Here is a 25,019-nt window from a genome sequence, read left to right as displayed (position 1 = left end):
AAGTTTTAATTTTACTTAGCCAAATCAAAGTCTGATTTAGGAATTAAACTATTGATGAACAGTGCAGACAGAAAAGCGTATGTAGCCTAAAATTTGACTTATCCGTGAATTTCAGATCTCTTTTTCGTAGATGGTGGACTTGGGCTATACTTGTCGTTTTGCTCTTGATTGGTATTACAGTATTGGTAACCACACGTTACTTTAGTCCCTGGTTAAAAGAGAAGCTGGAAACTACAGTTCGCACTCAAACCGAAGGATTGTATACATTGAAACTATATGGCTTCAGCACTTCCTTTCTGGGCGGACGCATTGCTGCCGATAGCGTGCATTTTATACCTGATTTTTCTGTGTGGGAGAAACATGACAAAGCAGCTAAAAACAGCGCTTCGAAAATCAATAAAGCACCACGCATCCTGCTCGATCTGAACACAAGATCTCTTGTAATATCAGGGGTGAATTTTATAGGTATACTTCAGGGAAAACCGCTTGATGTAAGTAGCCTTGTTGTAAAGCAACCTGCTTTGCAGGTAACAGAAATGCGCCCGGATACAACGCAGCAGCATGAGCCTTTACATAAATCGCTGCAAGGCATTGCTAAAAACCTGCACATTAACCGCATCGAAATTGAAGACGGAACGATACGGATCAGAACTGGTAAAGACTCAAAAGCTGATAAGATTTATCTGGAGCATTTTACAATTAATGTGCATGATCTCCGCTTAGACAGTGCTTCCTTTTACGATAAGAGCAGAGCCTATTATGCAAAAAGTTTGGCTTTAGAATCGGGTGAATTTGGTTATACTTTACCGGATGGCACCTATAAGTTGCAGGCAAGTGCAGTTAAAGCTAATACAGCGGATGGCACCCTGAACTTAGGAAATTTTAAAGTGATGCCGTTGCTGAAGTATAACGAAATGGCCCGAAGTGAGGGAAAAGCAATATCACGAATAAGACTGACTGTGCCCGAAATAAATGTAAGTGGCGTGAATTACAATGCCCATTCGCGTTACAATAACCTGGCAGTAAAGCGACTGGACATAAAAAATCCGTCGTTAAGAGCATACCAGGATAAGAAGAACTACGTGCAGCGAGGCGAGAAGCCTTTGCCGCACGACCTGGTGCAGGAATTAAAAACCGGCTTAAATATCAGGCACCTGGAAGTGCAGGGTATGTTTGTGCGCTACGAAGAACTGGTGCCCGAAGCAACCAAGACCGGAGTGATTACTATTCAGAATATCAATGCAAGTATAAGTAACCTAACCAACGACAAGAACCTGATGTCGGCTAAAAGTCCTGCAGTAGCTAAAGTGCGCGGAAGTATAAATGGTACGGCACCGGTAACGGCCACCATACGCCTTAACCTGCTCGACCCAAGTGGTTATCATACATTGAAGGGCACTGTTGGTCCGGCAAATCCTGCTACGCTTAATTCTATATTGGAGCCAACCGCTTTTATAAGTATAGAGGAAGGCCGGATTCAGAAAAGTGATTTCAGGGTGGAGCTTACCAGAACAAAAGCAACCGGAAACCTTAACCTGCGCTATAGTGACCTCAAAGTGGATGTGTTAAGCAAAGACGAAGACAAGCGGCAAACCTTCCGGAAAAAAATACTCTCTAAAGTAGCCAACAAAGTGGTTATAAAATCTGATAACCCGAAAGAGGGGGAAAGCCTGCGAGCAGGCACTATCACTGTTGCACGCTCTAGGAAAAGATCTGTCATAAGCTACTGGAAAGATTGCCTGATAAGTGGTTTCAGGAGCGCCGCCGGAGTTGAAAAGTTAGGTGTAGATTTACAGGACCCGAACAGGTAAAGTATAGCTCAGAAGTATAAACTTAAATTCAGTTGAAGTATAATCGCTTGATATAAACCTGGCCAGAACTATAGATAGGCATAAGTTTACGCTTTTAAACATTGGTTGTCTTTATCAGCAGCTTTCTATACTTCGTGAAAATGCTGGACTTAGAAACAAAACCCAGGTATTTTTCACCTTCCACCACCGGAAGATTCCAGGCCCCTGATTCATCAAACTTTTTCATGACGTCTGCCATACTATCATCGTATTGCACCAGCACAGGTGGTTTTACCATTAGTTCTTTGGTTTTAACCGTATCATATTTAGAGGTATTGAACATTATTTCACGGATATCTTCCAGCAAAATGATACCTTCCAATGTGCCTTGGGCATTTACAATCGGGAAAAGGTTTCGGCGGGAATGGGCGATAACATCTACCAGTTCGCGTAACGTTGCCTCCGGGCTTACAGGTTGAAATTCGGTTTCGATCAGGTGCCGGATCTTCATAATCCGAAGTACGGTAGCATCTTTATTATGCGTGAGGAGTTGTCCTTTTTGTGCCAGTTTTTTTGCTTCAAGGGAGTATGGCTCGAAATATTTTACAACCGCATAAGAGGTGGCAGAAACGATCATCAGCGGTATAATAAGGGCATAGCCACCCGTAATTTCTGCGATCAAAAATATCCCCATTAAAGGCGCGTGCATCACACCGCTAAGTATACCGGCCATGCCCACCATGGTAAAGCTGTTTATAGGTACATTTCCCAGTTCTGTGAGGTTTACAAACTTCGAAAAAAAGAAGCCTGCAAAAGCACCCACAAACATAGAAGGACCAAAATTACCACCTTTACCACCAGAGACCAGTGTAAGGGTAGAAGCCACTACTTTTACCAAGGCAAGCGCACCTGCAAAACAAAGCACCACCCACTCATTCGTCCCGAAAAAGTTTAGCCAGCTATCTTTCAGCAATAGATCAGCGTTGTCGTGCTGCAGCAGTTTTATAGCTTCGTAGCCCTGCCCGAAAAGTGGCGGGAACAACATGATCAACAAGCCCAGGCATAAGCCACCGATCAAAGCACGTTTGTATACATTGCTGGCTAGTGGTTCAAAAATATGTTCTATCCAATGTACGGTGCGGGTATAGTACACAGATATCAGGCCGGTAAGCGCGCCTAAAATCATGTAAAAAGGAATGTTGCCGGCGTAAAAATCATTTATCTTTTCAACAAAGAATAGCAGGTCTTCGTCCAGGGTAAGTGTAGAGCAGAGCGTACCAACTACAGCTGCAACCATTAGCGGTATAAAAGCAGAAATGCTTATATCTGTAAGCAAAATTTCGACAGCGAACAGAACACCCGCAACAGGGGCATTAAAAACTGCCGCAACACCAGCAGCAGCACCACAAGCCAGTAAAAGCGTGCGTTCACGGTAATTAAGATGATACGACCTGCCGAAGTTGGAGCCAATGGCCGAACCGGTAACCACGATAGGGGACTCCAGACCTGCAGAACCACCAAAACCTGCTGTAATACCACTGGTTATGACATAAGAGTACATTTTACTCCTCCGGACTATACTTGATTTCTGAGCTATACTGTAAAGAATGCCAGCCGTACCACCTTCTACTTTTCCTTTAAAAAACAGCTGTACTACCAATACCGTCAGAAGTATACCTATGATGGGCAATATTACCAGCAGCACTGGCCTGTCGAGCAGGCGGCCACCATAGGCAAGCATAATGTAAAGGTAATGTACTATGGTCTTAAGTATAACAGCAGCCATGCCTGCTGTGAACCCAACCAGTGCACTGGAAATAAGCATAAATTCGCGGCTGGAGGTATGCCGGCGCAACCAGAGGAGGGGTAATTTATACTTTTTAAGGAAAGACATGAAATGCGGGTATTGTTAATACTTAAGAATACAAAGGTACTTGCTATCTCAGTTAAGTTCTACATTATTAAGTTAAACCATATACTTTGTTTTAAATTTACAGCTTCTTTTATAAACAGCAGCTGAAGTATACCTTCAATTAAAAACATGGCTTCTGGCTTAACCAAAATCTCTTTTTACAAGTTATAATACAGGTTGAAACATTACCATTGTGTATGGCAGATAAAAATGACAGTAGCGGATACCTGACTTTATTAGATAAACATGGCCCATTTCATATAATAGGCGATGTACATGGCTGCTTTAATGAGTTGCTGCTATTATTGCGTAAACTGGGCTATACTATAACAGACAATTACGAACAAAAACGGTATGTTGTAGAGCCTCCATCTGGTTGCAAAGTTGTTTTTGTAGGTGATCTCGTAGACCGTGGGCCTAACTCGCCGGAAGTGCTGCGCCTGGTGATGGATATGATGGACCAGGACGTAGCCTACTGTGTCAGCGGTAACCACGACAACAAACTATACCGCAAACTCATGGGCCGCAATGTGCAGGTACGGCATGGTTTAGAACTCACAATGGAACAATTGGAGAAGTATAACAAGGCCTTTGTGACCAGGGTGAAAGACTTTTTAGAGAAACTGCCGCACCACATACTTTTAGACGAGGGCCGTTTGGTAATAGCGCATGCCGGCCTCGAAGAGCGCCATCATGGGAGGGACACGAAAGGAGCGCGGGAGCTTTGCCTGTATGGCCCTACAACCGGCGAAGTTGATGAAAAAGGATTACCTATCCGGCTGGACTGGGCTGCTGATTATTGCGGGAAAGCGGTGGTAGTTTATGGCCATACGCCTATACATGTTCCCCGCTGGCGAAACAACACGATTAATATTGATACAGGTTGCGTGTTCGGGGGTAAACTGACAGCACTTACCTACCCCGACCATGTACTTACGCAGGTTGATGCCCTGGAAATTTACGCAGAATCTGTTCGCCCATTTTTACCGCATCGTACACATTAAGCTTTCTTACTTTCTTTATCTTGTTCTTTTAATTTCTCCAGGTGTTTTTCGTGCATGTAATCCTCAAATTCCTTCAGGTCTGTTTTATGCCAGAAAGAGACTTTGTTACGCACAGCAGTTCTGGCCATTACATGCGCTGCAACAGGAGCGGTTATCGTTATAAAACAAATAATTAGCGTCACTTTCAGCGACATGTCGGGTAGGTTAAAATAAATTCCCATGCCGCCAACAATTAACCCAAGCCCTAGCGTTGCCCCTTTTGTAATAGCCGACATCCTGCTGTAAAAATCCGGGAAGCGTAACAATCCGATAGTTGCAATAACCATAAAGATCACGCCGGCAAGTATAAATACCGCACTAATGGTTTCCCGGATATGGCTGGTTTCTTCCATGCTCGTTTACTGGTAGGTTTTCATAATATAGTATGCAAATGAAATTGAACCCAGGAAGCCGAAAAGCGAAAGTATGATCCCAACATCTATAAAATCCTGATGACCGGTGAAAGCAGTATAAATGGCGATGATACCGATCACGTTGGCAACAAAAAGATCGAATGCCGAGATACGGTCTGGTAAGGTGGGGCCAATGGCAAAACGAATGGCTACCAGTACCAGGCACAGGCTCAGCACAACAATGGCTGCAAGCAGAGAAAGTTGAAAAAGTGTCATCGCATTATTTCCAGTAACCGCCTTTCAAATCCGTTTTTTATACTTTGCCTGAGTTTGTCTGTGCCGCCATCATCAAAGTATAGCGCATGGATGTACAGAATTCTTTTGTCTTCATCGAGGTCTAAACAAAGAGTGCCCGGTGTAAGCGAGATAATAATTACAAGCAGTGTGATTTCCAGATTACTGCGGGCAGTCAGAGGCAGTTTCAGCACTGAGGGCGTCATGCTGAAACTTGGAGTTAGTATATCGTATGCAATAGTCAGGTTTGCATGGATCATTTCTTTTATAAAATATCCATACAGGCCTAACGCTTTTGGCAGCTTCCGGAAATACTCGCGGTTATAAAGTGCTGTAGTTAGCCAGAAAAGTATAAATACAAGTATAAAAAGGAGCAGTGCAAAGGTGGCGTTATAAGGAATGGCAGTGGTAATTACAGATCTGAGAAGTTCATACGATACTGTTAAGGCAATTATCACATGCAGCAGGAAGGTCTTCATTTCAGTGGTGGTTTAAGTATGGCGTTCATGTATAGTTCAGGATGAAAGAGCTGTTGGGCAGCACGTGAGGCAAGGTTGATCAGGGGGGCGGCAAAAAAGCTTATAAAAAGTATAAAACAGGTTAAAAATATTACCGGGAAGTATAAAAATTGAAGATGAGGAGTGGCTTCTGTTGTATTTGTATTTTCTGCAACAGGCTTCATTTTCCAGAACACTTCGTTCCAGATCTTAGTCATAGAAAACAGCGTAAGCAGACTAACTACAAGCGAGGTAGTAACCAATAGATAACTTCCGGTTTCCAGGCCGGCCTTAGCAAGCATAAACTTGCCCCAAAAACCGGAAAGCGGTGGTAAGCCAGCCAGCGAAAATGCCGAAACTCCAAAAAGCAATGCCAGAAACGGTTGACTTGCATACACACCACCCAGGTCTTTAAGCGCAAAAGTGCCATGTTGCTTTGCAACCACGCCGCTTATCAGGAAAAGATTAGTTTTTACAAGTATGTTATGTATAATAAAATAAATGGCTCCGCCCAGTGCAAGCGGAGTAAACAGCGCTAAACCCATAATCATGTAGCCAATCTGGCTGACAATGTGGAAGGAAAGAATTTTCCGGAAATCGTAATGAGCAGCAGCGCCCAACACTCCTATAACCATTGTCAGACCTGCTATCACCGATAAAATCAAAAGTGTAAAATCAGATTCTGGAATAAATACCAGGGTAAATAACCGAACCATAGCATATACTCCCACTTTGGTTACAATACCCGCTATAAAAGCCGAAATGGCAACCGGGGGAGTATGGTATGAGGCCGGCAACCAGAAAAACAATGGGAAAACAGCTGACTTTATACCAAATGCAACCAGAAAGAACATACTGGCCATAGTTACCAGATCCTGGTGCGAATCTGGATCCGGGGTGCGCACCATCCTGGCCAGCTCAGCCATGTTAAGTGTTCCGGTTAGCCCGTACATTACCCCAATGCCCGTCAATAAAAAACCGGAAGCCAAAAAGTTGATGGTCATATACTTGATGGATGCTTCCAGTTGTGGCCTTGTTCCGCCCAGTGCCATCAGTACAAAACAGCAAATCAGCAGGACTTCAAACCAGACAAACAGGTTAAACAGATCGCCGGTAAGGCAAGCGCCACTTACACCTAATTGCAACAGCAGCATAATCGGGTAGTAGCCGTGTCGCTGCCGTTGCTCATCAAGTCCATAAAGCGAGTACAACGACACAGCCACACCAATAACAGTAGACGAAAGCAGGATAAGGCAACTGAAAAGGTCGGCAACTATAGTAATGCCAAACGGAGCAGGCCAGTTTCCGATCTGAGTTAAAACGATGCCATTTGCATTAACCCAAAGCAGGAGCAACACTGCTGTAACAAATAAAGCTGACTGCGCCATCAGTGCAATAATTTTCTGTAGCGCAACATTACGCCACGAAAAAAGGCAAAGGAGGGCACCATAGATCGGAATCAGCAAGGGTAATAAAAGCAAGAGGTGGTTCATTGGGTGGGTGTTTCAATGTTCGATTAATTCAGCATTGCGTAGTTCATCCAGATCGTTGGTATTAAATGATTGATACACTCTTTTAATAAGTACAATGGCAAAGGCCTGTATACCTAAGCCAATAACAATGGCAGTTAAAAGCAGCGCCTGAGGCACCGGATCGGCGTAGGGTACTGTGGCGGTTTCAGCAGTTTTATCAATAATAGGAGAGCCTCCCCGCGTCAGGCGGCCTATCACAAATACAAATAAATTTGTACCAAGGCTAAACAACATCAGGCCAAGTATAAGCTTAAAGAAATGGCGGTGCAGAATCAGGTAAAGGCCTGAAGCAAACAGAATTCCAATGAGAAAAGGAAGTATAATTTCCATGATATTTACTCTTCAGACATTACAAATGTGATCTTAAGTACAACGCCAAGCACAAGCAGGTAAACACCGATATCAAAAATGACCGGGGTGCCGATACTGCCGATGAACGGAACCGAAAATGCGAACCAACTGGAACTCATGTAAGGCTCCTGTAAGAGAAAGCCAACTATACCACTGGTGGCTGCTACCAGTAAACCCGTTGCAATCAGGTCGAAAGGGTCGAGACGAAAATCCGGTTTGCCGGATTTTTTATCATCCAGAGCGCACCTTCTTCGCCATCTTTTAACACGTTGCATGCGCATCAGGAAAAGCGAGCGGCTCTGGTTTGGCTGATGTTCAAAACCATACAGGTTAATTTTGAGCAAGCTGGTAATAGTGCGGTTTGGGCCATGCACCATCGTATGAAAAATAAATGCTATTGAAGCGATCAGGCCCCCTATAAAGCCACCACCCGGGTGGTTATGCCCTCTGAACAGGCAGTAGAGCGAGAAAAAGAGAAAAACCGGTATCAGCAATTTGATAGCTACAGACAGAACAAGCGTTTTCATCGTTTACCTCCTTTCTCTAACCGGAGCCGCAGTAGTGCCACAATGCCAATAGCAGCAACTGCTAGTACAGTAATCTCGCCCAACGTATCAAAGCCACGAAAATCTACCAGAATTACATTTACTATATTGCGCCCATGGCCCTGCAGATAACTGTTGTCGCCGTAAAATTGCTTTAGTTCGGAGTGTAGCGGGTATTGTTTTACCAGCAATACAACATAGGTCATCATGGCTCCGAAAAGTGCTGAAATCAGGATGTATTTATACCTTTTAGATTTATGGCTGATAAAACGGAAGGGCGGTAGCCTATGTAACACAAGCACAAAAAGCACCACCGTTAACGTCTCGATCAGTAATTGGGTGGCAGCTACATCAGGAGCTCCGAACAATATATAAAACAACGCAACAGAATAACCAATTATGCCCATGATGGCGATGGCAATAAGGCGTGAGTGGGTCTTGAAAAGAAAAAAGAGTCCTGGCAAAATCAGAAACAGGAGTACAAGCTCATACAGCCTTACATCGTGTAACATTTTTATCTCTTGTGTGAGATTCAGCAATGGGACCTTATTCCAAAGCGAAAGTGCTACCAGGCCAACCATAGTAAGCACAATGGCAGAAATATAACTCCGAACATACCCACTCTGTATAATTGAGATCAGTTTAGATGAGCCTTTTACCAGGCCTGTTACGAAAAACTGGTATATAGAATTAGGGCCATAGTTGTAAAGAGGAGTGAGTCTGGGGCTAAATTCAATAATCCGGCTATGTACAGTATAAACCAGTGTGCCGAGTATAAATGTCATGATGGAGTTAATTAACCCTAGGCTCAGGCCATGCCATATTTTAAGCTCTATAAATAGTGTTTTACCGGCAATTGGCGCAAGGGCGCTTTGTATTAAAGGAGTTGCCATAATGCCTGGGAGCATACCAAATGCCAGCGCGGCTGATGCCATTACCATAGGCGGAATTGTCAGGTTAAGTCCGCAGGGGTGGTGGATAGGAGTTGGCTCAGAAACACGCGGCCAGAATAGTTTATACCCTATAATAATGGCGATCAAAATAGCTACTACCTTGGAAATAAAAACTATACTAAAAATAAGGAAACCTGCTTTGCCGGCCCCCAGGGTAGCATCATAAAGCATTTCTTTTGAGATAAACCCCAGAAATGGGACCATACCTGCAAACGACAAAGCAGCCATAGTTGCTGCAACAGCCGTAGGCCGCATGTTCAGCGCTAAGCCATACAGCACCTTAAAATCGCGGGTACCGGTAGCATGGTCAATATTACCTGTTATCAGGAAAAGGGCGCATTTATTAAGGGCATGTGCCAGTATAAAAACCAGCAGTGCCTCTAAAGCTGCTGGCGTTCCTATACCTAGCATAATCATCAGTACGCCAAGGGAACTGATGGTAGTATTCGCCAGAATTGCTTTCAGATCGATGTGCTGCACAGCCAGCAAGGCACCCAGTAAGGCTGTTATGGCTCCAATAGTAACCAAAGTATACTGCCATACTTCAGTACCTCCTAAAACAGGAGTAAACCTGGCGAGTAAATAGACGCCGGCTTTTACCATGGTAGCTGAGTGCAGGTAAGCACTTACAGGCGTTGGTGCAGCCATGGCATTGGGCAACCAGAAATGAAACGGAAACTGCGCCGATTTTGTAAAAGCCCCCAGCAATATAAGTAAAAGCGCAGGCAAGTATAAGGGGTGGGATTTAACCAGCTCGCCGCGTGTGAGTAATTCGCTAATCGTATAAGTACCGCCCACGTTACCCAGCAGAATCATACCAGTCATTAGTGCTAGGCCGCCCAGCCCTGTTACCAGTAAAGCCTGTAATGCCGATGATCGTGAAACCGGGTTGTCATGTGAAAACCCGATAAGCAGGTAGGAGCTGATGCTGGTAAGTTCCCAGAAAATAAAGAGGCAAATAAGGTTGTCTGCCAATACCAGCCCCAGCATGGAGAGCATAAATACGCTGAGGTACAGGTAAAAGCGATTCAGCAGCGGGTGGCCTCTGAGATACTCGGCAGAGTACACCATAATAAAGACACCAAATCCACTGATGAGGAGTGCAAAAAACAGGCTGAGCCCATCCAGGTAAAAAGCGAGGTTAATGTTAAGTTCGGGTACCCAGGAATAAGCGAAACTGAATGTTTTTCCGGAAATGATTTCGGAAAGGTAGGTGCAGAAATACGCAAATAGTACAAGAGGTAACAGCGCGGCCGGAACCAACAATTGTCTGCCTGGTATACGTTGCATAATGGGTGCAGCATACGTAACTGGTAAGCGGACTATGGTTGCTAAAAGCATTATTAGTAATCTAAATGGTAATCTTCTGAAATCTTACATGTTTTTTCCCGTATTAAGTTTATACTAGTGTTTACAGGCCTTCCTGCATTAAGTTTCATTTTTAATCAAAGGCCGGGTGAACAGTCTGAGGTACCATATTAGTAGTTAAATTTTATCTACAGAAATCTATTGTATGAATGCTGTAAACCGCTTGATGGTAGGGCTTGACCTGACTGTAATGGACGAAACGCTGATCCGTTATGCAGCCTTTATGTGTTCCTGTTTTCCGGTAGAGAAAGTATACTTTCTGCATGTAGAGCGAAATCTGGATATACCTCAGGAGATATTGCTGGATACAGGCAGTAGCCACATGCCAGCCGATGAACGCTTCTGTGATTTACTCGAAGATAAGTTGAGGCCATACTTTGAACAACTGCCCCATGTGCAGGTAAGAGTGCAGGTTGTAGAGGGTAGCCCGCTGAAAGAGCTGTTGCACTGGTCTAAAGTAAAACACATAGACCTGATTATGGTAGGCAGAAAGTTTCGTCTGAAAGGGAGCGGGTTGTTGCCTGGGAAATTGCTTCGGACAGGCAGGGTAAGTATACTCTTTATTCCTGAAAACGCAGAAACTGTTTTAAAGCGGGTTGTTGTCAGTATCGACTTCTCAGAGTATTCAACGATGGCGCTCGAACATGTACTTCGGTTAACAAACACGCAGCCCGGCATCGAAATAATTTGTATGCATGTATACCAGGTGCCGCCCGGTTATATTACGCTAGGCATCAGTTACGACGAGTTTGACCGGCGAATGCAGGGCTTTGCGAACGAAAAGTTTGAACGCGTGTTAGAGCGTTTTCCTGAGCTTGGTTCACATGCCAACCTAAGGCTAGTTAAACAACAACAGGATGAAGTAGCCGGCGAATTGATTGTACTGGAAGCTAAACGTGCCAAAGCCGATTTACTCGTGATCGGGGCAAAAGGAAAATCAGCGGCAGCATTGTTTGTATTGGGCAGCACTACTGAAAAAGTGCTGCGGTATAACGATGATATCCCGCTTATTGTATTTAAAAAACGAGATGAAGAAATCGGGTTTTTAGATGCAATTATCAGCGGAGATTAAGTCGGGCATTCAAGGTATTATAGAATTTTTAAAAAATAAAAAGCACTCAGCAATGTCCTCTTAAGCCTTAACAGAGCGTAGTACCAAGTAACCGACCAAACCGGCAATTAATGAGGCGCTAAGTATAGCCAGTTTTGCAAACACAAGCATGGGCGAACCGGCAAATGCCAGGTTGGCAATAAATATGGACATGGTAAAACCCACACCGCCAAGTAGCCCCGCTCCCAGAACTTGTATCCAGCTTATATCGTTAGGTTTTGCAGCCAGCCCGGTAACAGCGCCAAGCCATGTGAAAATCATAATGCCTGCTGGCTTACCAAGTACGAGTCCAAGTATAATTCCGGTAAGTACAGGGTCGCTGAAACTGTTAAGCATAGCGCTATCTATGCTGATTCCAGCATTGGATAAAGCAAAAACCGGCATAATCAGGTAGGCTACCCACGGGTGTAAAGCGTGCTCCAGCCTGGCCAGCGGCGATAGTGCCTCCTCGCAGTTAGTTTCTAAGGTATGTATGGTAGCCTGAAAATTTTCAGAATCCAAAGCTTCATTTTCATCATTCTCTTCGTCTGTATTGTTGCGAGGTAAATGTACGGCATGCAACTCAGCCAGAACGGAATTGGTGCTGGCTATAAATTCTTCTTCGCTTATTTTGGACCGGTGAGGTATGGTCATGGCCAGTAAGATACCTGCCACAGTAGCATGCACGCCCGATTTCAGGAAGGCTACCCACAAAATTAGGCCCAACAAAGTATAAAGCCAGATATTGCGCACATTCAGGGCACTAAGAACAAGAAGAATACCGAATACACCAATTGCTACCAGCAGGCTAAGCATACTGATTTCTGAAGTATAAAAGAATGCAATAACCAGAACAGCCCCAATATCATCAACTATGGCAAAGGCTACCAGAAATAGCTTCAGCGAAAGCGGAACACGTTTGCCAAGCAGTACAAGTATGCCAAGAGCAAAAGCAATGTCAGTGGCCATTGGTATTCCCCAGCCATGCAGATTTTCGTTATTTAAATTAAGGAAAATATAAATAGCGGCCGGCACCACCATTCCGCCTAGAGCTGCTATTACCGGAAATGCAGCTTTACGGGGGCTGGCCAGTTCACCGGTAAGTATTTCACGCTTTATTTCCAGCCCCACTACAAAAAAGAAAATGGCCATCAAGCCATCGTTAATCCAAAGTATGGCTGCCTTTTCAAGTCCGAAATCTCCGAAGGAAATGTTAAAAGGTGTGTTCCAGATTTTGTCGTAACTGTCTGCCAAGGGTGAGTTGGCCCAGGCCAGCGCTGCCACAGTAATAAACATCAGCAACAGGCCGCTAAAAGATTCTTTATTGATGAAATCCTGTATAGGATGCAGAATGCTGCGAAGAAGTTGAAACCTTGTAGAACTGCTCAATATGATAGCCTTTATATTTATACTTCAATTTAAGTATACTTAAGACGTGGCGTCAGTTCAAAAGTTTTAGGTAGTACAGTAAAGTAAAGTATAAATTAATTTAAGCTATACTTTAAGGCATAATACCCATTTCGTGCCAGTTATTTAGCGGCAACTCCAGGTCTTTAATGTGGCCCGATTCAATATCTAGCACCCAGCCGTGCACCTGCGGATACCGTTCGGATTTAAAAGCACGGTGCATAACAGATGTGTTACAGATGTTTTTTACCTGAGCCACTACGTTTAATTCGGCAAGTTTATTCAGCCTGAGTTTATCTGTTGGAAGCGCGTCAATTTCCTGGCGGTTTTTAATATATAATTCACGGATAGGATTAACCCAGTTTTCTACCACCCCGGTAGCTGTTCCTCTGTAGGCTGCCTCTACGCCACCACAGCAATAATGCCCGCACACCACAATATGCTGCACTTCCAAAGATTCTACTGCATACTCCAGCACAGCCAGCAGGTTCATATCTGTCAGCGAAACCTGGTTAGCCACGTTACGATGTATAAATAATTCGCCAGGTTCGGTTTTGGTAAAACTATTCAGCGGCATGCGGCTATCGGAACAGCCGATAAACAAAAACGGAGGACGCTGGCCTTTCGCAAGCTTCTCGAAATAAGACGAATCCTGTTCGAGTTTTTCCTGTGCCCATTCAAGGTTGTTCTTTATCAGGTCGCTGTATTCGTGGTAATGCATAGGTCTGATTTTTAATTAGTTGAGCTGAATATGCTGCCAACTGCTATATTTTTAGCATTCAAATATAGGTAAAATACGATTAGGGCAAGAGTTAAGTAAAGTATAACGAATGCGCTGGTTCTTTCTGCTCTAAGGCTAATTTTATAGCTGGCACTATGTTAGATAACAGATTTTTGCCCAAATAACTTAGTTTTAAAGCAGCAGGTTTAAATTAAAGAAGCACTTTTATTACATTTGCGCTAAAGGCAATGGGGTTTGCCTGAAACCGCCTCCTCACGCAAAGTGCATCGGCTGATAACTCCTGCTGAAGTGGTAAGCAATCAGGCTTGCCAGTATATTAAACTATTATCAGCAGTTAACGATGCGCAAAAACACTCCTAACCAGGTTAAAAAAATACTGAGTAGACTATTATCAGCTGGTGAGCCAGTTACGGCTATACTTTATACTGTAAAATGGCTGTTTATTTGCCTGTTGGTTGGTATTCTGGTTGGTTCTGCCTGTGCTTTTTTTCTTGTTGCCCTTGATTGGGTAACCAACTACCGCGAGGCACATACCTGGATTATCTGGTTATTGCCTGTTGCAGGCCTGGTTATCGGATTGCTTTACCATTATTTCGGCCAAAGTGCTGTAAAAGGCAACAACCTGCTACTCGATGAAATTCATGCGCCCAAAAGTATAATCCCGTTGCGCATGGCGCCACTTGTGCTTTTTGGTACGCTTGCTACACACTTATTTGGTGGGTCTGCTGGCCGCGAAGGTACAGCCGTACAAATGGGCGGGGCCATCGCCGATCAATTCACTAAAATGTTACGCCTGCGCCCCCGCGATCGTCGCATACTTATCATTACCGGTATTAGTGCAGGTTTTTCTGCCTTGTTTGGAACGCCCCTGGCGGCGGCAGTCTTCGGGCTGGAGGTTTTTGTTATTGGCCGGATTCGCTACGATGCCCTTTTACCAAGTTTTATGGCAGCCGTTATCGCAAGTTATACTTGCAATGCCTGGGGCGTGCACCATACAATTTATACTATTCCATTTGTGCCAGAAATTTCTCCGGCTGGCTTAGTCTTTGCCCTCATTGCAGGCGCTTTATTTGGATTGGCAGGGATGATCTTCGCAAAAGCAACCTCTTTCTGGAGCAAAGTATTTAAACAAAGTATAGGATATGCTCCGCTACGCCCGGTAGTTGGAGGTATTATAATAGCTGGTGCGGTTTTTCTGCTGGGTACAACAAAGTATATCGGCTTGGGCATACCAACCATTCAGGCTGCTTTTTCGCAGGAACTCCCTGCTTATGATGCCTTTGTTAAAGTGCTTTTTACTTCATTTACATTAGGGGCTGGCTTTAAAGGCGGAGAAGTAACCCCCTTGTTTTTTACCGGGGCTACTATGGGCAATGCGCTTTCACAGGTAATTCCGTTGCCCATGGCTCTGTTGGCAGGTATGGGGTTTGTAGCCGTTTTTTCTGGTGCTACCAACACACCGCTCACCTGTACTTTTATGGCTATTGAGCTTTTCGGTGCCGAGAGCAGTGTTTTTATGGCAGTTGCCTGTGTAGCTGCTTATCTGTTTTCGGGGCATAGCGGCATTTATGGCTCACAGGTTATCGGTAGCCCTAAACATCTTTTCTTCGGGCGTGAAAAAGGCAAAAGCCTGGCTGCAGTTGCCGAGCAAAGACGCAAAAGAAAGCTAAGCTAAAGTATGTTATACTTACAAGCTGCTACCTGTAAGTATAAACTGTTGTAAACCAATTAATTTATAATGGCATTTTGTTGATTTTATAGCGCAATGTACGTATATTCATTAACGTATTGAACTATAAACCAACTGGGATATGACAAGAGCACGTTCTGCTGTGTTGCTTTGTCTTTGCCTGTACCTGCTGCTGCTGGCGGGGGCACAGGGGCAACCTGTTTCCAAAGACACCGTCTACTTCACGTCCAACCGCAAAAGCATTACGCTTCCTTTCCAGTTGGTGCATAATCTGATTATAATTCCGGTTAAAATAAACGACTCTAAATCTCTCAATTTCATACTTGATTCCGGCGTCAGGAATACGATCATTACACGCCTTTATTATAGCGATTCCCTGGATCTGAACCAGGCCGATAAAATTACATTGAGCGGACTTGGGACTGGTTATACAGTGGAGGCACTTTTTTCGAGCGGCAATACCATGAGTATGGAGGGCATTCAAGGTGATAACCACCAGGTGTATGTACTTCTGGAAGATATGTTCGATCTGTCTACACGCATGGGGATGCCTGTGCATGGTATAATCGGGTATGATATTTTCAAAAATTTTGTAGTAAAGATTAATTATCACGCCAAAACAATAACCCTTTACAGGCCGGATATTAAACTGGCCAGAAAAAAACGAGCGGAAGAATACCCCTTGCATATTGAAGGAAACAAGGCTTATGTGTTTGCTAATGTGCGCCAGCACAACGGCGATACGGTAAATGTTAAGCTTGTAGTGGATACTGGGGCAAGCCATACACTCTCCTTGTATCTGCCATCTAACAACCGCCTTACGCTGCCCCCAAAAGTGATGGAAGCATACTTAGGCAGGGGGCTGAGTGGGGACATTAACGGGAAAATAGGAAGAATTAACGGGTTTAAGATTGGACGCTATGAGTTACTGAATTTGCCGGCATCTTACCCTAACGAAGAAGCCATTAAGCTGGCACTCAACATATCAAACCGGAATGGCAATCTTGGCTCGGATATTTTAAAGCGCTTTACCGTTATACTTGATTATCCGCACAACCGCATGGTGCTGCAACCAAACCGCAAGTTCAAAGAGCCATTTCATTATAACATGGCCGGCTTTGAGGTAAGTACACCGTTGCCGGGCACCAATTATTATACTGTATCCAATGTTGTAGAAGATTCCCCAGCCAAGTTAGTAGGGCTAAAACCAGGCGACCAGTTACTCAATATAAACGGGAAAAACTGCACCGAGCTGACCCTAAACGAACTGATGGAGATATTTGAAAGTAAGCCTGGCCGTAAACTTCGCATGCAGGTTAAGCGCGACGCCGTTGTGCACAACGTAGACCTGGTGCTGAAAAGCGAAATTTAAGAAATACGCTGCATATCGAGATAAACCTGGATGCCTAACAATACTACCGCCAGCACGATCAGAAAAAGTCCGGAATAAACTCTTGCTTTAGGAATAGGCATGGTTTCCACATTTCCATTTGCATCTTTTCTCGTAAACCTCAGGTTAGAAAGTATAAGTCCGTTGCCAAAGCTCAGCCAGATGGCTGGTGTAAGGTATTCTTTTGTAAGAAACAAGGAGGCTGTGCCTATGGCTGAGAAAAGTATACCTAAAATCAGGCTGATTGAAAATCGGTTCATTACTAAATTTTACCTTTTGCTTGAAAGTCGCAAGTTAGGTTACTTTTAATTCAGAGTTAAAGCAGATCGCTAAAAATAATGGGAAAGGTGAAAACTGGTCTTAAATTTGCTTTTTGAAAGTATAAAGTATAAAGTTTATCTGAAATATAGGCGAATGTTTGTATAACTCAGAATTTATTAAAAACATTTGTATTCCAAAAAGGTATAAACCTCAAGACATATTTCTTTTAACTTTTAAAAATGAAAAAAAAGGTCCTTTTATCTGGTGTAATGCCAACGATAAAACACTCTTTCCGCAAGAGTGAGACTTTTTCTACCCTGTTAGGCCGGGTAGTTTTTAGGCGCACCTTTTCTTCTCTTCGACTCAGGCCCTAGGCCGATGTCTTGCCTGACCGCCTACGTAGTGGTCATCAGTTTAACCAATTCATTCATTTTACGGGATCATTTGTACTAAGCTCAGCTTTTTCGAAAGGCAGCTCAAGGCATTTGTATTTTATCTGATTTACTGATCTGGCTGTTGGCGCAGCCTTACGGGATACATTTTAATTATTAGATGACCAATTTACCGGATTTTATAGTTACAGTGGCTAACGAAAGCCATGTGGGTTATGCGCAGACGATCTGCGATGAGATGGAAGCCTCTGCCAAAGCGCGTGGTACCGGTATCGCTAAACGCAAGCCGGAATACGTAGCGCTTAAAATGCAGGAAGGCAAAGCCGTGATAGCACTGCACCCGGATGGCAAGTGGGCTGGTTTCTGCTACATCGAAACGTGGGGGCACGGTAACTACGTGGCAAACTCTGGCCTTATAGTATCGCCGGAGCTTCGCAAAAGCGGTCTGGCCCGCCAGATCAAGCAAAAGGTTTTTGAACTCTCTCGCACCAAGTACCCGGATGCAAAGATCTTCGGTTTAACCACGGCGCTGGCTGTTATGAAGATAAACTCTGGCTTGGGCTATAAACCAGTTACTTACTCTGAACTGACAGATGATGAGTCATTCTGGAAAGGCTGCGAAAGCTGTGTGAATTTCCCGATCCTGACAAGCAAGAACCGCAGCAATTGCCTGTGTACCGCTATGTTGTTTGACCCAGCACAGGAGCCGACTTTTATACCATTGCCAGTGGCTGAGCAAAAGCCAGCTGCTAAGCCGAGTAGTTTACAGGAGCGTTGGGTACGTTACCGTCAGCGGTTGGCAGTGCAACCAATACAGTTACCAGATCAGGATAAAGACGAAAATAAGCAAGCCTCTTAAGGCCATCAAAGTATAAAAATCATGAAAAAAGTTTTGTTAGCCTTTAGTGGCGGCCTCGATACATCTTATTGCGCTATTTACCTGTCGCAGGAACTGGGGCTGGAAGTATATGCTGCCTTAGTGGATACCGGTGGTTTCTCTGAAGAAGAAATTCAGGAAATTGAGCGCCGTGCGTATAGTTTAGGTGTAAAGCAGTTCACGCACCTGGATGAGAAGGAAAGCTACTATAAGAGCTGCATCAAGTATATGATCTTCGGGAATGTGCTGAAGAATAATACCTACCCATTATCAGTGAGTGCGGAGCGTGTTACGCAGGCTTTAAGTATAGCCAACTTTGCCAAGAGTATTGGTGCAGATTATGTCGCCCACGGCAGTACTGGCGCCGGTAACGACCAGGTTCGTTTTGATATGGTTTTCCAGGCGATCATTCCGGATGTAGAGATCATCACACCGATCCGTGACATGAAACTTTCGCGTGAAGAAGAAATTGAATACCTGCGCAAACATGGTGTGGAGATGGACTTTACCAAAGCACAATACTCGATCAACAAAGGTATCTGGGGAACATCAGTTGGCGGTAAAGAAACCCTTACATCGCACCTGCCATTACCGGAATCAGCTTACCCTACGCAGCTTACAAAGCAAGATGCTGAGCGTGTAACTATAGTTTTCAAAAACGGCGAACCTATAGGTCTGAATGATGAAGTTTTTGAGGGCCCGGTACAGGTAATACAGCGCTTGCAGGAAATTGCCGGTCCGTTTGCAATCGGCCGCGATATACACGTGGGTGATACGATCATTGGTATCAAAGGCCGTGTAGGTTTTGAAGCAGCTGCCCCGATGGTGATCATCAAAGCGCACCACACACTGGAGAAGCATACCCTAACCAAATGGCAACTATACTGGAAAGATCAACTGGCAACCTGGTACGGTAACTGGCTGCACGAAGGCCAACTATTGGACCCAACGATGCGCGATATTGAAGCTTTCCTGGAGAGCACTCAGCAAACCGTAACCGGTAAAGTGCATGTGCTGCTGGCGCCATATCGTTTCCAGGTAGAAGGTATTGAAAGCGAGCACGATCTGATGAGCGATAAGTTTGGCAGCTACGGCGAAATGAACCGCGCCTGGACGGCTGACGATGTAAAAGGCTTTACCAAGATATTTGGTAATCAGACCAAACTATACCACAACGTAAACAACACCACCGTAGCATGGGGAACCAAAGAGTAAAGGCTGGCATTATTGGCGGAGCGGGTTACACCGGCGGCGAATTGCTGCGGCTGTTGCTGAATCACCCGAATGTTGAATTGGTTTTCACGCACAGCAAAAGCCAGGCAGGAAAACCAGTTCATGCTACTCACGCCGACCTACTGGGCGAAACCGAACTATACTTCAGCGACTCTTTCGAGCAGGAAATAGACGTGCTATTTTTGTGCGTAGGCCACGGTGAAGCGAAGAAATTTTTAGCGGAGAACATTTTTGCAGTAAGTACCCGAATCATCGACCTGAGCCAGGATTTTCGTTGGAACGGTGAAGCTGGTAAAGCGCAAACTATAGATGCAAACGGCAGAGCTTTTACCTATGGTTTGCCGGAAATGCTCCGCGAAAGTATACAACAGGCACAGCACATTGCTAACCCGGGTTGCTTTGCTACAGCCATTCAACTGGCATTGCTTCCACTGGCTTCTAAGGGTTTGATCACAGAAGAAGTGCATGTAAGTGGTATTACGGGTAGCACAGGAGCTGGACAAAGCCTGAGTCCGACATCGCATTACAGCTGGCGCAGCGGTAACATCTCCAACTATAAAGTGCTTAACCACCAGCACCTTAATGAGATTCGCCGCACATTGCATGAACTACAACCAACTCAGGAGTTACCAGCTATTCATTTTGTGCCTTACCGTGGGCCATTTACGCGTGGTATACTTTGCACCAGCTACCTGCATTGCAGCCAGACTATAGAAGAAGTTCGCGAACTATACAGCAGCTATTACAGTTCACATCCGTTCGTTTGGATAAGCGATAGCACGCCGGACTTGAAACAGGTTGTGAACACAAATAAGTGCATTTTATACCTGGAGAAACAAGGTGAAATGCTCGTGATCACGAGCATGATCGATAACCTTTTGAAAGGAGCATCGGGCCAGGCGGTGCAGAACATGAACCTGCTGTTTGGACTGGAAGAAACTGCCGGATTAAAACTGAAGCCTTCGGGTTTTTAAACGATAGCTTAAGAATTGTCATCTCGACGTTAGGAGAGATCTATCTCAAATTTTAAATAGATTTCTTACCATCCTTGAAATGATAAATTCTGAAAACAACAATTTAACAATACAACAATCAACAATTAACTATATGTACGTCAAGTACTTCATTTACTGTCTTACTTCTTACATCTAATCTACAACGCAGATACCATGATTCTCTTCGATGTTTATCCTCTCTTTGATATAAACCCTGTTCGCGGCCAAGGCTGTTACGTTTGGGACGACAAAGGTACCCGTTACCTTGACCTCTATGGCGGCCACGCTGTTATTTCTATCGGGCACAGCCACCCGCATTATGTGAAGCGCATCGCGCGACAACTATACGATATCGGTTTTTACTCTAACTCGGTGCAGATGCCGATGCAGGAAGAACTGGCTGCTAAACTCGGAGAGCTGAGTGGATACCCGGATTATAGTTTGTTTTTGTGCAATTCCGGAGCCGAAGCCAATGAGAATGCCATCAAACTAGCCTCTTTCCATACAGGGCGTAAAAAGATCATCTCTTTTAAAGGAGCGTTCCATGGCCGTACTTCTGTTGCCGTTGCCGCTACCGACAATCCGTCTATCATAGCGCCGGTAAACGAAACAAATAATGTGGTATTCCTGCCACTTAACGACCTCGATGCGTTTGCACAGGCTATTACAAAGTATGGAGATGAGCTGGCAGCTGTTATTGTAGAGGGTATACAAGGTGTAGGAGGCGTACATATTCCGGAACCGACTTTCTTGAAAGCTATAGCGGCCGGTTGCAAAAAAGTAGGCGCCTTATTGATTCTGGATGAGGTTCAGTCTGGTTATGGCCGTTCAGGTAAATTCTTCGCGCACCAACATACCGGTGTTAAACCTGACCTTATTACAGTAGCAAAAGGTATGGGCAATGGCTTCCCAATTGGCGGAGTTTTGATTAGCCCGGATATTGAAGCGAAACATGGAATGCTGGGCACTACTTTTGGTGGCAATTACCTGGCTTGTGCTGCAGGTATAGCTGTACTGGAAGTAATGCAACAAGAGCAGTTAGTTGACAATGCAAACCGTATGGGTCAGCGATTGATGCAGGAATTGCAGACATTACCGGGTGTGCGCGAAGTACGCGGCCAAGGTTTAATGATAGGAGTAGAGCTGGAAGAACCTTGCGCCCCAATTCGTAAAGAGCTATTGGAGAAACACCGCATCTTTACAGGTTCCTCGTCAGATAAAAATACGCTTCGCCTGTTGCCACCATTAACTATAGGTGTCCGAGAAGTGGAGACTTTCATCACTGCCTTTGAATCAATTGTTTATTCTCTTCAGGAAAACTAAATGAAAAAATATACTTCTGTGCAAGATGTTGCTAATGTGAATGAGTTAGTAAATGAAGCGCTGCACCTGAAAGAAAATCCATATAAGTATAAAACACTTGGCGAGAACAAAACACTGGGACTAATCTTCCTGAACCCAAGTCTGCGCACACGCCTGAGCACCCAGAAAGCCGGGCAGAACCTGGGCATGAACGTGTTAGTAATGAACCTGGATAAGGAAGGCTGGGCGCTGGAAACGCAGGATGGCGCTATTATGAATGGCACTACCGTGGAGCACATAAGAGAAGCTGCCGCTGTAATGGGCCAGTACTGTGATATCATCGGTATCCGCTCGTTTCCGAAGTTGCAGGACAGAGAAGAAGACTACAGCGAAGACCTGCTGAACAAATTCATTTCTTATGCCAACGTGCCGGTGGTAAGCCTGGAATCTGCTACGCGCCACCCACTGCAAAGTCTGGCCGACCTGGTAACTATAACCGAGCAAAAGCCTGCCAATAAAAAGCCGAAAGTAGTGTTAACCTGGGCGCCGCACGTAAAGTCTATTCCGCAGTGCGTGGCTAACTCTTTCGCCGAATGGATGCAGCAGGCAGATGTAGAACTGGTAATTACCAACCCGGAAGGCTATGACTTGGCAGATGAATTTACTAAGGGCGCTACAGTTTTTCACAACCAGGATGAAGCCCTGAAAGACGCTGATTTTGTATATGTGAAAAACTGGTCGAGCTACGAGCAATACGGCAAAGTGCTGACTGATGGCGAAGGCTGGATGATGACCAAAGAAAAATTGGCGCTGACAAACAACGCAAAAGTAATGCACTGTTTGCCGGTTCGCCGTAACGTAGAGCTTAGCGATGAAATCCTGGACGGAACAAACTCGCTTGTACTGCAGCAAGCCAACAACCGTACCTATGCGGCGCAGGCTGTTCTGAAACGCATGCTGGAATCTTTGATCTAAAATTTCTAAGACTTAGATGTTTCAGGAATAGATGGTAACTATAAAACTACAAATTGTCATCTCGAACGAAGTGAGAGATCTGGGGCTAATTTATAACCCAGATTTCTCCCGCCGGTCGAAATGACAACATTAGTATAAGATGCAAAAACTCACGATAGTTAAGATCGGTGGAAATGTAATTGATGATCCCCGGTTGCTGCACCGCTTTTTGGTTGATTTTGCGGCAGTAACCGGTCCTAAGTTGTTGGTGCATGGCGGCGGTAAAATAGCGTCGGCCATTGGCCAGCGGCTGGGCATCGAACCTAAACTGGTAGATGGGCGTCGGGTTACAGATGCCGAAACATTGGAAGTAGTTACCATGGTGTACGGTGGTCTGGTGAACAAAAACATCGTGGCACAACTACAGGCATTAGGTAACAATGCTATTGGTTTAACCGGTGCCGATGCCAACATCATTAAAGCAGAAAAGCGTCCGGTTAAAACGATTGACTATGGTTTTGTGGGTGATGTGAAAGGCCCTGAAAGTATAAATGTGCAGGCACTGGATGCCATGCTGCAGGCCGGCTTTACACCTGTTGTAGCACCACTTACTCACGACGGCAACGGCTCTTTGTTGAACACGAATGCTGATACCGTGGCATCGGTTTTGGCAGTAGCTCTGGCGCAGAAGTATACTGTGCAGTTACTGTATTGTTTCGAGAAGAAAGGAGTACTTGAAGATGCTGCAGATGATGAATCTGTAGTGGAATTGTTGACACCGGACAAGTATAAAGTGATGCAGGAGAAGGGTCAGGTGTTTGCCGGTATGTTACCGAAACTGGACAATGCTTTTGCTACCCTGCGGAGTGGCGTAAGTGTAGTTAAAATAGGGCAGTCTGAAGATGTGCTGGCAATGGCCGAAGGTAAAAGTGCCGGAACAACTATAGCGCTGGAAGTATAAAATGACTGTAGAAGAACTATCGCTGGACCTGCTAAAAGAACTGATAAGCATCCCATCATTCAGTCGCGAAGAAGATAAAACTGCTGATGCCATTTATACTTTCCTGGAGCAACACGGCGTAAAAGCTGAGCGACAGGGAAATAATGTGTGGGCTCGTAACCAGCACTTCAACTCGGAACTGCCAACTATACTGCTTAACTCGCACCATGATACCGTAAAACCAAACGCCGGTTATACTATAGATCCGTTCACGCCGACAATAAAAGACGGCAAACTATACGGGCTGGGCAGCAACGATGCAGGTGGTTGCCTGGTGTCGTTGATCGCGACGTTTTTATACTTCTATCCGCAGCAAAACCTGAAGTATAACTTTATACTTGCCGCCACTGCCGAAGAAGAGATTTCCGGTACAAACGGACTTGAATCTATACTTCCTTTACTCGGCGAAATTGACTTTGCTATAGTTGGCGAACCAACCCAAATGCACCTGGCCATAGCTGAAAAAGGACTGCTGGTACTAGACTGTGTTGCCCACGGAAAAGCCGGTCACGCTGCCCGCGAAGAAGGTGTAAATGCCATTTACGAAGCAATACCCGATATTGAGTGGTTCCGCAACTATAAATTCGAGAAAGTATCAGATACGCTTGGTCCGATAAAAATGAGCGTAACGGTGGTGCAGGCCGGTTCGCAGCACAATGTGGTGCCGGATACCTGTAAGTTTACCGTTGATGTTCGCGTAACGGATTCTTATACTTTGGAAGAAGTTCTGGATACGGTAAAGCAGCATGTAAAGGCAACAGTTACGCCGCGCTCTGTCCGGTTGCAACCTTCCGGTATTCCAATTTCGCATCCTATAGTTCAGGCCGGTTTAGCGCTAGGTCGCAACACCTATGGTTCACCCACCACATCCGACCAGGCGTTGCTTCGCGTACCATCGGTAAAGCTCGGCCCCGGAGACTCCGCCCGCTCACATACTGCTGATGAATATATCGAACTGCAGGAACTGGAAGAAGGCATCCAACTATACATACAAATGCTTGAAAAGGTAGTTTAATAGTTACCAGATCAACAATTAAACAATCCAACA

General features: G+C 44.8%; 23 protein-coding genes and 1 riboswitch. Of the genes, 12 read left to right on the top strand and 11 right to left on the bottom strand.

Features of this window, described 5'->3' with window-relative positions; all coding sequences use genetic code 11:
* Positions 1-164 precede the first annotated feature (164 nt).
* Positions 165-1,811, top strand: a complete 1,647-nt coding sequence (locus LWP20_RS10945; RefSeq protein ID WP_242928184.1) for an AsmA family protein — start codon at positions 165-167, stop codon at positions 1,809-1,811.
* Between the two features lie 94 nt (positions 1,812-1,905).
* Here LWP20_RS10945 and LWP20_RS10940 read toward each other — a convergent pair whose 3' ends face one another.
* A complete protein-coding gene (locus LWP20_RS10940) occupies positions 1,906-3,684 on the bottom strand; it encodes a chloride channel protein (RefSeq protein ID WP_242928183.1) in 1,779 nt (592 codons plus the stop codon).
* 215 nt (positions 3,685-3,899) lie between these two features.
* Between LWP20_RS10940 and LWP20_RS10935 the strand changes: the two genes are divergently transcribed.
* Positions 3,900-4,706 (top strand): metallophosphoesterase, encoded by an 807-nt coding sequence (locus tag LWP20_RS10935; RefSeq protein WP_242928182.1) that lies wholly within the window; start codon positions 3,900-3,902, stop codon positions 4,704-4,706.
* Here the strand turns inward: LWP20_RS10935 and mnhG are convergent.
* Genes mnhG through mbhE form a run of 7 tightly spaced genes read right to left on the bottom strand, consistent with a single transcriptional unit; the run spans position 4,703 to position 10,560 of the window.
* On the bottom strand, positions 4,703-5,098 hold the full coding sequence (gene mnhG / locus LWP20_RS10930) for a monovalent cation/H(+) antiporter subunit G (protein ID WP_242928181.1): 396 nt from the start codon (positions 5,096-5,098) through the stop codon (positions 4,703-4,705). The two genes, LWP20_RS10935 and mnhG, sit on opposite strands and share 4 nt — an antisense overlap.
* A 6-nt stretch (positions 5,099-5,104) precedes the next feature.
* Positions 5,105-5,374: an MrpF/PhaF family protein gene (locus LWP20_RS10925; protein ID WP_242928180.1), complete on the bottom strand. Its 270-nt coding sequence runs from the start codon at positions 5,372-5,374 to the stop codon at positions 5,105-5,107.
* Positions 5,371-5,871, bottom strand: a complete 501-nt coding sequence (locus LWP20_RS10920; RefSeq protein ID WP_242928179.1) for a Na+/H+ antiporter subunit E — start codon at positions 5,869-5,871, stop codon at positions 5,371-5,373. Before LWP20_RS10920 ends, LWP20_RS10925 begins: the two co-directional genes overlap by 4 nt.
* The gene (locus tag LWP20_RS10915) at positions 5,868-7,382 is read right to left on the bottom strand and encodes a proton-conducting transporter transmembrane domain-containing protein (RefSeq protein WP_242928178.1); all 1,515 of its coding nucleotides are present in this window, start codon (positions 7,380-7,382) and stop codon (positions 5,868-5,870) included. Before LWP20_RS10915 ends, LWP20_RS10920 begins: the two co-directional genes overlap by 4 nt.
* A 12-nt stretch (positions 7,383-7,394) precedes the next feature.
* The gene (locus LWP20_RS10910; protein WP_242928177.1) at positions 7,395-7,751 is read right to left on the bottom strand and encodes a Na+/H+ antiporter subunit C; all 357 of its coding nucleotides are present in this window, start codon (positions 7,749-7,751) and stop codon (positions 7,395-7,397) included.
* A 5-nt stretch (positions 7,752-7,756) separates the two neighbouring features.
* On the bottom strand, positions 7,757-8,299 hold the full coding sequence (locus LWP20_RS10905) for an MnhB domain-containing protein (RefSeq protein WP_242928176.1): 543 nt from the start codon (positions 8,297-8,299) through the stop codon (positions 7,757-7,759).
* Positions 8,296-10,560 (bottom strand): hydrogen gas-evolving membrane-bound hydrogenase subunit E, encoded by a 2,265-nt coding sequence (gene mbhE / locus LWP20_RS10900; RefSeq protein WP_242928175.1) that lies wholly within the window; start codon positions 10,558-10,560, stop codon positions 8,296-8,298. Before mbhE ends, LWP20_RS10905 begins: the two co-directional genes overlap by 4 nt.
* 223 nt (positions 10,561-10,783) lie before the next feature.
* On the opposite strand from mbhE, the gene LWP20_RS10895 reads away from it, so the two are divergent.
* Positions 10,784-11,710 carry a universal stress protein gene (locus LWP20_RS10895; protein ID WP_242928174.1) on the top strand — a complete coding sequence of 309 codons (927 nt, stop codon included), beginning with the start codon at positions 10,784-10,786 and terminating at the stop codon, positions 11,708-11,710.
* 60 nt (positions 11,711-11,770) lie between these two features.
* On the opposite strand, the gene nhaA is transcribed toward LWP20_RS10895, so the two are convergent.
* Together nhaA and LWP20_RS10885 are read right to left on the bottom strand one after the other, a co-directional pair.
* Positions 11,771-13,117 carry a Na+/H+ antiporter NhaA gene (gene nhaA / locus LWP20_RS10890; protein WP_242928173.1) on the bottom strand — a complete coding sequence of 449 codons (1,347 nt, stop codon included), beginning with the start codon at positions 13,115-13,117 and terminating at the stop codon, positions 11,771-11,773.
* A 112-nt stretch (positions 13,118-13,229) separates the two neighbouring features.
* The gene (locus tag LWP20_RS10885; protein ID WP_242928172.1) at positions 13,230-13,856 is read right to left on the bottom strand and encodes a carbonic anhydrase; all 627 of its coding nucleotides are present in this window, start codon (positions 13,854-13,856) and stop codon (positions 13,230-13,232) included.
* Positions 13,857-14,091: 235 nt separating this feature from the next.
* Positions 14,092-14,167, top strand: a riboswitch (Fluoride riboswitch).
* A gap of 50 nt (positions 14,168-14,217) precedes the next feature.
* Here LWP20_RS10885 and LWP20_RS10880 point away from each other — a divergent pair.
* A complete protein-coding gene (locus LWP20_RS10880) occupies positions 14,218-15,552 on the top strand; it encodes a voltage-gated chloride channel family protein (RefSeq protein WP_242928171.1) in 1,335 nt (444 codons plus the stop codon).
* A 136-nt stretch (positions 15,553-15,688) separates the two neighbouring features.
* Positions 15,689-16,939, top strand: a complete 1,251-nt coding sequence (locus tag LWP20_RS10875; RefSeq protein ID WP_242928170.1) for an aspartyl protease family protein — start codon at positions 15,689-15,691, stop codon at positions 16,937-16,939.
* On the opposite strand, the gene LWP20_RS10870 is transcribed toward LWP20_RS10875, so the two are convergent.
* Positions 16,936-17,217 carry a hypothetical protein gene (locus LWP20_RS10870; RefSeq protein WP_242928169.1) on the bottom strand — a complete coding sequence of 94 codons (282 nt, stop codon included), beginning with the start codon at positions 17,215-17,217 and terminating at the stop codon, positions 16,936-16,938. The two genes, LWP20_RS10875 and LWP20_RS10870, sit on opposite strands and share 4 nt — an antisense overlap.
* Before the next feature lie 553 nt (positions 17,218-17,770).
* On the opposite strand from LWP20_RS10870, the gene LWP20_RS10865 reads away from it, so the two are divergent.
* The 7 genes from LWP20_RS10865 to LWP20_RS10835 all read left to right on the top strand — a co-directional run bounded on the left by LWP20_RS10865 (position 17,771) and on the right by LWP20_RS10835 (position 24,986).
* Positions 17,771-18,469: a GNAT family N-acetyltransferase gene (locus LWP20_RS10865; protein ID WP_242928168.1), complete on the top strand. Its 699-nt coding sequence runs from the start codon at positions 17,771-17,773 to the stop codon at positions 18,467-18,469.
* A 21-nt stretch (positions 18,470-18,490) separates the two neighbouring features.
* Positions 18,491-19,702 (top strand): argininosuccinate synthase, encoded by a 1,212-nt coding sequence (gene argG, locus LWP20_RS10860; RefSeq protein WP_242928167.1) that lies wholly within the window; start codon positions 18,491-18,493, stop codon positions 19,700-19,702.
* A complete protein-coding gene (gene argC / locus LWP20_RS10855) occupies positions 19,684-20,694 on the top strand; it encodes an N-acetyl-gamma-glutamyl-phosphate reductase (protein ID WP_242928166.1) in 1,011 nt (336 codons plus the stop codon). Before argG ends, argC begins: the two co-directional genes overlap by 19 nt.
* Before the next feature lie 195 nt (positions 20,695-20,889).
* On the top strand, positions 20,890-22,038 hold the full coding sequence (locus LWP20_RS10850) for an aspartate aminotransferase family protein (protein ID WP_242928165.1): 1,149 nt from the start codon (positions 20,890-20,892) through the stop codon (positions 22,036-22,038).
* Entirely contained in the window at positions 22,039-22,992 is a 954-nt protein-coding gene (locus tag LWP20_RS10845) for a Rossmann-fold NAD(P)-binding domain-containing protein (protein WP_242928164.1), read from the top strand.
* A 139-nt stretch (positions 22,993-23,131) separates the two neighbouring features.
* Entirely contained in the window at positions 23,132-23,932 is an 801-nt protein-coding gene (gene argB, locus LWP20_RS10840) for an acetylglutamate kinase (protein WP_242928163.1), read from the top strand.
* 1 nt (position 23,933) lies between these two features.
* Positions 23,934-24,986 (top strand): M20 family metallo-hydrolase, encoded by a 1,053-nt coding sequence (locus tag LWP20_RS10835; RefSeq protein WP_242928162.1) that lies wholly within the window; start codon positions 23,934-23,936, stop codon positions 24,984-24,986.
* Positions 24,987-25,019: the final 33 nt, after the last annotated feature.

It is taken from the genome of Pontibacter vulgaris, from assembly GCF_022758145.1.
In the GTDB taxonomy this organism is placed as follows: domain Bacteria; phylum Bacteroidota; class Bacteroidia; order Cytophagales; family Hymenobacteraceae; genus Pontibacter; species Pontibacter vulgaris.
The sequence above is the reverse complement of the archived record's forward strand: the minus strand, read 5'-3'. Positions and strand labels throughout refer to the sequence as shown.